This is a genomic window from Thermus igniterrae ATCC 700962, from assembly GCF_000376265.1.
Taxonomy (GTDB): Bacteria; Deinococcota; Deinococci; order Deinococcales; family Thermaceae; genus Thermus; species Thermus igniterrae.
The window spans coordinates 1-9,716 of record NZ_AQWU01000071.1; the positions used below are offsets into that span (position 1 = coordinate 1).

The following is a 9,716-nucleotide window of genomic DNA, read 5'->3' on the forward strand; positions in this document are numbered from 1 at the left end:
CGGCGGCTTGCCAAGGACTACGAAGCTAACCCTCGGGTGAGCGAGGCCTGGGTGTATCTGGGCATGCTACGCTTGTTGGTGAAGCGGCTGGCTAGGGCCGCGTAGCTGGCCGTGGAGGACTTTTACGACAGCCTCTAAGTTGCTGGCTGCACCCAGTATCCGGGGGATCAGGGGAGTACCCTCTTGAATGGAGGAAGGGGGAGTCCCGCTCCAGGTTACGGTTACTGCTCCTGTGGCTAGATCCACGTTCCGAACGGTTGCCTGAACGTTGTTTACCTTGATGGTTTGCCCTGGAACCACACCTCGAGCGTCGTTGAGAATAAGGGTATTGGTATTGCTGTCGTAGGACTTCACGCCAAACTGCACCAAGTTAACTTTAGCTCCCGGTAGAATTACATCGGTCAAGCTTGGCGTAAAAGTGGGTGTGAGGCGGAGGGCATTCCCATTCTTGCTTTCCACCCTGTAGGTCCTCGGAGTACTTCCGGTGGGGATCTGCACATAGCTTCCAGGGGTGATCAGGGTGGCGTCCTGAACGTTGAGGGTAAAGCTATCGCTTTGGGGCACAGATAAGCCTGCAGTTAAGCTCACCGTAGTGACCTCAAGAAGGCCGGTTGCGCTGGCGAAGTCCTGACCAATGACTTGGGCATTTCCCCTGACCTCTATGCGGGGCCTGGAGGTGAGCGCCGCAGGGATGGCCCCGGCGATGCCGCAACCCACGGAGAAGGTCTGCTGCACCCGGGCCTTCGCCCCTCCAACCTCGGCAGTGGCCTGAACGGTGATGTCCCCTGCAGAGATGGGTGCCGAGGAAGCCCTTCCTGGGTAGGTGTAGGTGGCGGTAAAGGCGGTCCCATCCGAGATGCGAAGGGAGTAGCTAGGTGGCGGGTTTTGACCGCACTGGACCAGCCTCGGGAAAACATCTAAGGCGCTTTCGGCTACCACGAAGGCCTGGTACGAACCCCGCTCCACCGCTCCGCCCTTGAGGGTTCCCAGCGCCATGTAGCTGGTGGCCGCAAGAAGGCTCGTGAAGACCACCATCAGGACCACCAACGTTATGGGTGTGGCGATACCCTTTCTCATCGGTCCCCATTCTGGCAGGAGGGAGGCGCTCCCGCATCCCCCAAATGGGGGATATGATGGGCCCATGAAGGAGGTCTACATCGTTTCCGCGGCCAGGACCCCCATCGGCAAGTTCGGGGGGGCCCTGAAGGACGTAAGCCCCGTGGAGCTCGGGGCCCACGCCATGCGGGCGGCCCTGGAGCGGGCCGGGGTGGAGGGGAAGGACCTGGACCTGTACGTCTTCGGCAACGTGCTCCGGGCAGGGCACGGCCAGCTCCTACCCCGGCAGGCGGCCCTGAAGGCGGGCATCCCCAAGGAGGTGGACGGGTACCAGGTGGACATGGTCTGCGCCTCGGGGATGATGGCGGTCTTAAACGCCTTCCAGTTCCTGCGCACGGGGGAGGCCCATCTGGTCCTGGCGGGGGGGATGGAGTCCATGAGCCAGGCGGGCTTCTACCTCTCCCACCGGGCCAGGTGGGGGTACAAGTTCCTCATGGGCGCCCCGGAGGGCCTCCAGGACATCCTCCTGCGGGACGGGCTTTCCGACCCCTTCACCGGGGAGGCCATGGGGGAGCAGGCAGAGAGGCTGGCCCAGGACTACGGGGTGAGCCGCCAGGAGGTGGACGAGGCCGCCTTCCTCTCCCACCGGCGGGCCTGGGAGGCCACGGAGAAGGGCCACTTCGCCCAGGAGATCGCCCCCATGGAGCTCCCTGGGAAGAGGGGGCCTGTGGTGGTGGACCGGGACGAGGGGATCCGGCCGGAGACCACCTTGGAGTCCCTTGCAGCCCTCAGGCCCGCCTTCAAGAAGGACGGGGTGCTCACCGCGGGGAACGCCAGCCAGATCTCCGACGGGGCGGCGGCCCTCCTCCTGGCCTCGGAGGAGGCGGTGCGCCGCTTTGGCCTGAGGCCCCTGGCCCGGGTGCTGGGCGGGGCCTGGGCCGCCGGGGAGCCCTGGCGCTTCCCCGAGGCCCCCATCCCCGCGGCCAAGCGGCTTCTGGACCGGCTGGGCATGCGCCTTTCCGAATTCGGCCTCTTTGAGAACAACGAGGCCTTCGCCCTCAACAACGTCCTCTTCAGCCGCCTTCTGGGGGTGCCCTACGAGCGCCTGAACGTCTTCGGGGGGGCGGTGGCCCTGGGCCACCCCATCGGGGCCAGCGGGGCGCGGATCCTGGTCACCCTCCTGAACGCCCTTAGGCAGAAGGGGGAGGAGCGGGGCCTGGCGGCCATCTGCCACGGGACCGGGGGCTCCACGGCCTTCGCGGTGGAGCTGGTCTAGACCAGGCCGTCCAGCTCGAAGGCCTCGAGGCGGAACTCCTCCAGGGCCACCCGGAAGGCCCCCTGGTGGGCCAGGAAGCGGGCGGCCTCCCGGAGGGTCTCCTCCACCCAGGCGGGGTCGTTGCCCAGGAGGCTCAGGCCCACCACCTCAAACCCCCAGGCGTCCAGGCCGTAAAGCCGGGCGGCGGAGACGGGAAAGCGGGCCTTTACCCGCTCCAGGGCCGGCTTGATGAGGGCCCGCTTCTCCTTGAGGCTCCGGGCGGGGGTCTCCAGCCGGGCGGTGTAGAGGCCGAGGTAGGCTTTCATCTTCCAAGGACGCCCCGGGCGTCAAGACCAGTCTGCCGGCCGGGGGGAGATTCGGCAAGCCCGGGCCTGAAAAACCTCGGGGGAGGGATGGACCCTCCCCCGGGCCTTAAAAAGGGGGCTAGAACATGGGGCCGATGCGGAAGTGGAGCCTTCCCGTGGGGCTTTCCGGGCTGAAGGCGTAGTCCAGGCGCAGGGAGGGCAGGAGGGCGCCGAAGACGTCCAGGTCCAGCTGGAAGCCGATGCCCGCTCCCCACTTGAACCCCCCGGTGTTGTCCGCCAGGCCCAGGTCGGCGAAGAGGATGCCGTAGAGGTTGGTGCCCCCCGCGGGGGAGAGGTTGAAGTTGTAGCGGTACTCCAGGCTGGAGGTGGCGAAGGAAAGCCCCCCGTACTTGCGGTCCTCGTAGCCCCGGAGGAGGAAGGCCTCGGCCCCGCCCCCGGAGAGGAAGAAGCGCTCGCTTTCCGGGGGGAAGCCCAGGAGGGTACCGGCGGAAAGCCTGAAGGCCAGGGCCTGGCGCCTTTCGCCGTCCAGGGGGAAGTAGGCCTTGCCCGTGGCCACCAGGGGCACGAAGAAGCTCCGCCCCCCCGTGTCGGGGAGGGAGAGGCCAAGGCCGGTGGTGAGGCCTGCCTCATAGCCCCGGGTGCGGAAGCGGGGGTCGTCCACCTCCAGGTAGCTGGCCCCGGTGTCCAGGCGCAGGGTCCAGCCCGGGGTGGGGAGGAGGCCCTGGGCCGTGCCCACGCTCTTGTAGCCGGTGCCGTCGCAGTAGCGGGGGTCGGCCGGGTTGGTGATGCCGGCGTCGCAGGGGGCGTTGGGGTCCAGGGGTTCCAGGGCGTAGGCGGAGCGGCGCACGGAAAGGCCCAGGGAAAGCCGCAGGTTCTCCAGGTCCTTGGAGAGGGGCCGGGAGAGGCTGAGGGCGCCCCCGGTGCGCCTTTCCGTGTACTCCCAGCCGGTGTCGGTGGTGCCGTCAAAGAGCTTGTTGTTGCCAATGGGGGTGGAGAAGAGGCTGAAGGCGAGACCCGTGCGCACCTCCTTGAGGTCCAGGGCGTCCAAGTAGAGCCAGGGGATGGCGTAGCTCAGGGAGAGGGAGAGGTTTTCCCGGGCCTCGTTCTGCACGAAGGCCAGGTCCACCCCCGCCTGGTGGGCCAGGCCGAAGAGGTTGGTCTCCTTGAAGGAGAGGGTGCCCGACCAGCCCTCCAGGGAGCTCCAGCCCAGGGCGGGCTGGAAGAGGCCGGTGCGGGCCTCCTTGAGGGAGAGGGCCACCACCACCTGGTCCTCCTTCTCCCCGGGGAGGAGGCCCACCCGGGGGGGCTCGGCCAGGAGGCCGGTGGCCAGGAGGCGGGAGAGGCCCTGGCGCAGGGCGCCCACGCTGAAGAGGCTTCCCGGCTTGGGCAACTCCCGGAGGATCACCTCCTCCTGGGTGCGGTGGCTCCCCTGCCACTCCAGGCGGTAGCCCCCGATCTTGAGCTCCACCACCTCCAGGCGGAAGACCCCCGCCTGGAAGGCGTAGCGCACGTCGGCCACCTCGTACCCCTTCTCCTGGTAGAAGCTGGCCACCCTGCGGGCGTCCTCCTGGGCCAGAAGGGGGGTGTAGACCTCCCCGGGCTTGAGGCGGAGGAGGCCTAAGAGGGTCTCCCTGGGGAAGGCGGTGTTGCCCAGCAGTTCCACCCGCTCAATCCTCCCCCCTTCAGGGCCCACCTCCAGGCGCACCAGGACCCCTTCCCCCTCGGGGGTGAGGCTAAAGTTCACCACCCGGGAGAGCCGGCGGGAAAGGGCCTGGACGCCCTCCAGGAGGCGGTCGTAGCGCAGGTAGTCCCCGGGGCGCAGGGGGAAGTCCGTGAGGTCCAGGCCGGGGGCCTCGAGGCGAGCCACCCTGAGCTCCCGCACCCGCACCGTGAGGACCCCGCCTTCCAGGGTGCTGGCGGCGGGGTCGGGGCCGCTAAAGCGGTAGCCTGCGCCCTCGTAGCGCTGGGCCATGGCCCTCAGGGCCTCCTGGTACTTGCCGAAGTCAAAGGCCCCCTTGAGGGGCTCCAGGAGCCTCAGGAGCTCGGCCTCGGGGAGGAGGCTTACCCCCTGGAGGCGCACCTCCTTGACCTCCAGGGCCTCCTCCACCCGGAAGGTGAGGAGCATCCGGCCCCCCTGCTCCTTGGCCTCCACCTCCACCTTGGGGGCGAAGGGGAAGCCGTTTTCCCGGTAGGCCTGGGCCAGGGCCGAGGCGGCCTCCTGGGCTCTTAGGGGGTTGTAGGTGGCCTCCTTGCCGATGGCGAAGTTTTGCTCCAGGAAGCGCAGGAGAACCTCTTGGGGAAAGGCCTTGGCCTCCACCCGCACCTCGGCGATGGCCGGGTAGGGGGTGAGGACCACCCGGAGCACATCCCCCACCAGCCGCACCTCCACCTGCCGGAAGTAGCCCGTGGCCAGGATGGCCCGCCGGGCCTCCTCCAGGTCCTTGGGCTCGTCCCCCACGCCGAAGGGCAGGGCCGCCCGGGCCAGGGCCTGCAAAACGGGGTCTGCCCCCTCCACCACCACCTCCCGCAGGGGAGCGGCCAGGGCCAGGAGGCCCAGGAACAGGAAACCCACCAGGCGCTTCATGGCGAAGAGCATAAGGGAAAGGCGTGAAGGGGCGGTGAGAGTAAAATGGCGGCCATGGAGCTCTACGAGAAGATCCAAGAGGCCGTGGCCTACATCCGCTCCAAGACCGCCTTTGTTCCGGAGGTGGCCGTGGTCCTGGGCTCGGGGCTTGGGCCTTTGGCCGAGGAGGTGGAGAAGGAGGCGGAGATCCCCTACGCGGAGATTCCCCACTTCCCCCGCTCCACCGCCCCCGGGCACGCGGGGCGGCTGGTGCTGGGCCGCCTCGAGGGCAAGCGGGTCCTGGTCTACCAGGGCCGGGTCCACTACTACGAGGGCTACAGCGCCGAGGAGGTGGCCTTCCCCGTGCGGGTGGGCTTTTTCCTGGGGGCCAAGACCTTCGTGCTCACCTCGGCCGCCGGGGGCCTCAACCCCCGCTTCCACGCGGGGGGCATCATGCTCCACCTGGACTACCTGAACTTCGCCGGGGCCAACCCCCTGCGGGGCCCCAACGACGAGCGCCTCGGCCCCCGCTTCCCGGTGATGTTTGAGGCCTACGACCCGGAGCTCATCGCCCTGGCCCGCAGGGTGGCCCGCCGGCAGGACCTCCACCTCTTTGAGGGGGTCTACGCCTGGTTCATGGGGCCGGCCTTCGCCAGCCGGGCGGAGCTCAGGATGCTCCGGGAGCTGGGGGCGGACGCCATCGGCATGTCCACCGTGCCCGAGGTCATCGCCCTGCGCCACCTGGGGGCCAGGGTGCTGGGGCTTTCCACCATCACGGACATGGCGGTGCCCGAGAGGGAGCACCACGCCACCGAGGCCGAGGTGCTGGAGGTGGCCGCCAAGACCGGCCCCCTCTTCCGCCGCCTGGTGCGGGGCATCCTGGCCGAGCTCTAAGCCATGGGCCTGCCCCAGGTCCTGGAAGGCATTGCCGCGGCCTGCCGCCGGGCCGGGCGCCGGCCGGAGGAGGTGCGCCTGGTGGCCGTCACCAAGGGGCGCACCCCGGAGGAGATCCGGGAGAAGGTGCTGGCCTACGGCCCCTTTCCCCTGGGGGAAAGCCGGGTCCAGGAGGCCCTGAAGAAGATGGAGGTGCTCCAGGCCGAGTGGCACCTGGTGGGGCCTCTGCAACGCAACAAGGCCAAGTTCGCCCCCCGCTTCGCCCTCATCCACTCCCTGGACTCCCTGCGCCTGGCCGAGGCCCTGGAGCGGGTGGGGGAGCGGGAGGGGGTGCGGCTGAGGGTCCTCTTGGAGGTGAACCTGGGCCGGGAGCCCCAGAAGCACGGCTTCCTGGAGGAGGAGCTTCCCGAGGCCCTGGAGCGGGTGCGGGAGATGCCCCACCTCGAGGTCTTAGGCCTCATGACCGTGCCCCCCATGGGCCCCGAGGCGGTGGTGCGCCCCATCTTCCGCAGGCTTTCCCAGCTGGCCGACCGCTACGGCCTGCCCGAGCGTTCCATGGGCATGTCCGAGGACTTCCCCTGGGCGGTGGAGGAGGGGGCCACCCTGGTGCGGGTGGGGCGGGCCCTTTTTGTAGACTGAGGTGTCCATGGACCTGACCCCCCTAGACGTGCGCTACCAGGAGTTCCCCACCGGGCTTCGCGGCTACCAGAAGGAAGCGGTGCGCACCTACCTGGCCCAGGTGGCCGAGGTGATGGAGGGCCTCATCCGGGAGAACGAGGGCCTGCGGGAACGGCTTAAGGCCCTGGAGGAGGAGAATGCCCGCCTCAAGGAGGCCGAGGGGGAGCTGAAGCGGGCGGTGGTGGCTGCGGAGAAGATCGCCCGCGAGCTCAAGGCCCAGGCGGAGCGGGAGGCCGAGCTCATCCGGCGCGAGGCCCTGGCCGCCAAGGAGCAGGTGTTGCGGGAGGCCGCCGAGGAGCTCAAGCGCCTCCGGGGGGAGGTTGAGCGGGCCAAGCAGGAGAAGGCCCTGTTCCTGGGCCAGCTCAGGGCCCTTCTGGAGGGGTACCTGGAGGCCCTAAGGCGCCTGGAGGCGGGACCTTGAGGCCGTGGGGGGGCCTAAAGCCCAGGTAGAGCCAGAGGCGGTAGAGGGCCTCCCGCGCCCAGTACCCGAGGGGGTAGGCCCCGGGTACCGGGTGCCCCTCCGCCCGTAGCCCCAGGGTCCTGGCCAGGAAGAGGGCCCGGGGGAGGTGGGGGGCGTCGGTGACCAGGAGGATGCGCCCCTCTAGGTGGGGCCGGAGGAAGAGGAGGTTCTCGTAGGTGTTCTGGCTTTCCCCCTCGCAGAGGAGGGCAGAGGGGGGCACGCCCCTTTGGGCCAGGTAGCGGCATCCCACCTCGCCCTCGCTGTGGCGGTCCCCCGGGGCCCGGCCCCCGGCCACCGCCACCCTGGGGGCGAGGCCCTGGCGGTAAAGGGCTAAGGCGGCCTCCAGGCGCCGTTCCAGGGCCGGGGAGGGCCGGCCTCCGTACTGGGCCGCCCCCAGGACCACGATCCAGGCGTACCCCCCCTGGGCCTGGGCGGCCAGGAGGGCCAGGAGGAGGGCCAGAAGGCGGCGCACGCCCCCCAATCTACGCCAAAGCGCCCCTTTCTGGTATACTGAAGGGGCATTGGAGAAGATCTTTGGCCGTACCGAGGGGCTCAAGAAGAGCGAACTGAAGAAGCTTTCCAACCTGTACCGGAGGCGGGTGCCGGCGGAGCGGGTGCTCACCCCCGAGCTGGCCCAGGTCCTGGCGGGGCTTTCCCAGGAGATCAAGCGGCCGGTGGCCCTCCTTTTGGACCGGGAGGGCCGGGTGGTGCGGGTAGGGGTGGGGGACGCCAAGGAGCTCCCCATCCCCGAGGGGGCCAGGGGGGAGTGGCGGCTTTCCGGCTTCCGCCTCCTCCACACCCACCTCTCCCCCGGGGGGCTTTCCCGCCCCGACCTCTCCGTGCTCTTCCTGAACCGACTGGACAGCCTGGCGGCCCTGGAGGTGGCGGAGGGGAAGCCCACCACCTTGCACCTGGCCTTCCTCTCCCCTCCCAAGGCCCGGGAGGAGGACTGGCGCATCCTGCCCCCCAGGCCCTACTTCCAGTACCTGGACCTGGACCACAAGGCGGAGGTGGAGGCCCTGGAGGAGGAGCTTTCCCGCCAGGCCCGGGTGCGGGAACTCCTGGACGGGAGCGGGGAGCGGGCCATTCTGGTGGGGGTGGACACCGGGGAAGGCCCGGAGGCCGAGGCCGCCTTGGGGGAGCTGGCCGAGCTCACCCGCACCGCCGGGGGGGTGCCGGTGAAGCGGGTCCTGGTCTACCGCGAGCACCTGGACCCCCGGTACCTGGTGGGCTTGGGCAAGCTGGAGGAGCTGAAGAGCCTTGCCTACCACGAGAACGCCGCCACCCTCATCTTTGGCCTGGAGCTCACCCCCGCCCAAGCCCGGGAGATTGAGCGGGCCACGGGGCTTAAGGTCCTGGACCGGACCCAGCTCATCCTGGACATCTTTGCCCTTCACGCCAAGACCCCCGAGGCCCAGGCCCAGGTGGAGCTGGCCCAGCTCAAGTACCTCCTCCCCCGCCTGGTGGGGAAGGGGAAGGAGCTCTCCCGCCTGGGGGGTGGGATTGGCACCCGGGGCCCCGGGGAGACCAAGCTGGAGGTGGACCGCCGCCGCCTGCAGGCCCGCATCGCCCACCTCTCCCGCAAGCTGGAGGAGTACGCCAGAAGGCGGGAGGAGGCCAGGCGGCAAAGGAAGCGCCGGGGAACGCCCCTCATCGCCGTGGTGGGCTACACCAACGCCGGCAAAACCACCCTGCTCCAGGCCCTGGCCCGGGGCGGAGAGCCGGGGGAGGACAAGCTCTTCGCCACCCTGCGCCCGCTTACCCGCCGGGGCTTTCTCCCGGGGGTGGGGGAGGTGCTCTTCACGGACACCGTGGGCTTCATCCGTCACATGCCCGAGGAACTCCTCACCGCCTTCCGGGCCACCCTGGAAGAGGTCCGGGAGGCGGACCTCCTGGTCCACGTGCTGGACGCCTCCCAGGAGGGGGCCCTGGAGCGCTACCGGGTGGTGGAGGACCTCCTCCGGGAGCTGGGCGTGGAGGCCCCGCGGGTGTTGGCCCTCTCCAAGGCGGACCGGGCCGCTCCCTTTGACCTCCAGTACCTGCGGGAGCGGCTTGGCGGGGTGGCGGTCTCGGCGGTGAAGGGCACGGGGCTTTCCGAGCTGAGGGAGGCCCTGGCCAGGGCGCTCCTGGAGACGGGGGTGCAGCCCCAGGCCTGGGCTCAGTACACGTAAAACCCCTTGAGGCCCGTGGCCTCGGCCCACTGCACCTCCACCTCCTCCACCCTGCTCAGGCGGGGCCCCTGCTTGAGGTGGTGCAGGAAGGCCTTTAGGTCCTCCTCGGGGCCCTCGGCCACCACCTCCACCCGGCCGTCGGGGAGGTTTTCCGCGTAGCCGGATAGCCCCAGCTCCAGGGCCTTTTTCTGGACGAAGGCCCGGTACCCCACCCCTTGCACCCTTCCCCTGACCAAGGCCACCAGGCGCCGCATGGGGGCATTTTACGGGTCTTGCCACGCGCCTTTCATCTCCCCTGCCTATGCTTAAGGAG

10 protein-coding genes are annotated in these 9,716 nt (G+C 69.5%); 5 read left to right on the forward strand and 5 right to left on the reverse strand.

What is annotated here, in order from left to right:
- Window positions 1-66: 66 nt before the first annotated feature.
- Window positions 67-1,077, reverse strand: coding sequence for a hypothetical protein (locus tag B128_RS12730; protein WP_211207081.1), 1,011 nt, complete (start codon window positions 1,075-1,077; stop codon window positions 67-69).
- 64 nt (window positions 1,078-1,141) lie between these two features.
- Here B128_RS12730 and B128_RS0110015 point away from each other — a divergent pair, with 64 nt between their 5' ends.
- Complete coding sequence (locus B128_RS0110015) at window positions 1,142-2,332, forward strand: thiolase family protein (protein WP_018112137.1); 1,191 nt, start codon at window positions 1,142-1,144, stop codon at window positions 2,330-2,332.
- On the opposite strand, the gene B128_RS0110020 is transcribed toward B128_RS0110015, so the two are convergent.
- A complete protein-coding gene (locus tag B128_RS0110020; RefSeq protein ID WP_018112138.1) occupies window positions 2,329-2,637 on the reverse strand; it encodes a DUF503 domain-containing protein in 309 nt (102 codons plus the stop codon). The two genes, B128_RS0110015 and B128_RS0110020, sit on opposite strands and share 4 nt — an antisense overlap.
- A gap of 118 nt (window positions 2,638-2,755) precedes the next feature.
- On the reverse strand, window positions 2,756-5,221 hold the full coding sequence (locus B128_RS0110025) for a BamA/OMP85 family outer membrane protein (protein WP_018112139.1): 2,466 nt from the start codon (window positions 5,219-5,221) through the stop codon (window positions 2,756-2,758).
- Window positions 5,222-5,266: 45 nt separating this feature from the next.
- Here B128_RS0110025 and B128_RS0110030 point away from each other — a divergent pair, with 45 nt between their 5' ends.
- From B128_RS0110030 to B128_RS0110040, 3 genes are read left to right on the forward strand one after another with little or no spacing between them, the layout of a single operon-like run.
- Complete coding sequence (locus B128_RS0110030; RefSeq protein WP_018112140.1) at window positions 5,267-6,094, forward strand: purine-nucleoside phosphorylase; 828 nt, start codon at window positions 5,267-5,269, stop codon at window positions 6,092-6,094.
- A gap of 3 nt (window positions 6,095-6,097) precedes the next feature.
- Window positions 6,098-6,733 carry a YggS family pyridoxal phosphate-dependent enzyme gene (locus B128_RS0110035; protein ID WP_018112141.1) on the forward strand — a complete coding sequence of 212 codons (636 nt, stop codon included), beginning with the start codon at window positions 6,098-6,100 and terminating at the stop codon, window positions 6,731-6,733.
- A 7-nt stretch (window positions 6,734-6,740) separates the two neighbouring features.
- Window positions 6,741-7,193 (forward strand): DivIVA domain-containing protein, encoded by a 453-nt coding sequence (locus B128_RS0110040; protein ID WP_018112142.1) that lies wholly within the window; start codon window positions 6,741-6,743, stop codon window positions 7,191-7,193.
- Here the strand turns inward: B128_RS0110040 and B128_RS0110045 are convergent.
- Window positions 7,135-7,704: a YdcF family protein gene (locus B128_RS0110045; RefSeq protein ID WP_018112143.1), complete on the reverse strand. Its 570-nt coding sequence runs from the start codon at window positions 7,702-7,704 to the stop codon at window positions 7,135-7,137. The genes B128_RS0110040 and B128_RS0110045 overlap by 59 nt on opposite strands.
- Window positions 7,705-7,753: 49 nt before the next feature.
- Between B128_RS0110045 and hflX the strand changes: the two genes are divergently transcribed.
- A complete protein-coding gene (hflX, locus tag B128_RS0110050; protein WP_018112144.1) occupies window positions 7,754-9,403 on the forward strand; it encodes a GTPase HflX in 1,650 nt (549 codons plus the stop codon).
- Here the strand turns inward: hflX and B128_RS0110055 are convergent.
- On the reverse strand, window positions 9,391-9,657 hold the full coding sequence (locus B128_RS0110055; protein ID WP_018112145.1) for an acylphosphatase: 267 nt from the start codon (window positions 9,655-9,657) through the stop codon (window positions 9,391-9,393). The genes hflX and B128_RS0110055 overlap by 13 nt on opposite strands.
- Between the last annotated feature and the right edge of the window lie 59 nt (window positions 9,658-9,716).

Excerpts from the sequence above, each read along its gene's own strand:
- B128_RS0110055 (WP_018112145.1), bottom strand. The coding sequence starts at position 9,657 with ATGCGGCGCCTGGTGGCCTTGGTCAGGGGAAGGGTGCAAGGGGTGGGG.
- B128_RS0110035 (WP_018112141.1), top strand. The coding sequence starts at position 6,098 with ATGGGCCTGCCCCAGGTCCTGGAAGGCATTGCCGCGGCCTGCCGCCGG.
- B128_RS0110020 (WP_018112138.1), bottom strand. The coding sequence starts at position 2,637 with ATGAAAGCCTACCTCGGCCTCTACACCGCCCGGCTGGAGACCCCCGCC.
- B128_RS0110030 (WP_018112140.1), top strand. The coding sequence starts at position 5,267 with ATGGCGGCCATGGAGCTCTACGAGAAGATCCAAGAGGCCGTGGCCTAC.
- B128_RS12730 (WP_211207081.1), bottom strand. The coding sequence starts at position 1,077 with ATGAGAAAGGGTATCGCCACACCCATAACGTTGGTGGTCCTGATGGTG.
- B128_RS0110040 (WP_018112142.1), top strand. The coding sequence starts at position 6,741 with ATGGACCTGACCCCCCTAGACGTGCGCTACCAGGAGTTCCCCACCGGG.
- B128_RS0110015 (WP_018112137.1), top strand. The coding sequence starts at position 1,142 with ATGAAGGAGGTCTACATCGTTTCCGCGGCCAGGACCCCCATCGGCAAG.
- B128_RS0110025 (WP_018112139.1), bottom strand. The coding sequence starts at position 5,221 with ATGAAGCGCCTGGTGGGTTTCCTGTTCCTGGGCCTCCTGGCCCTGGCC.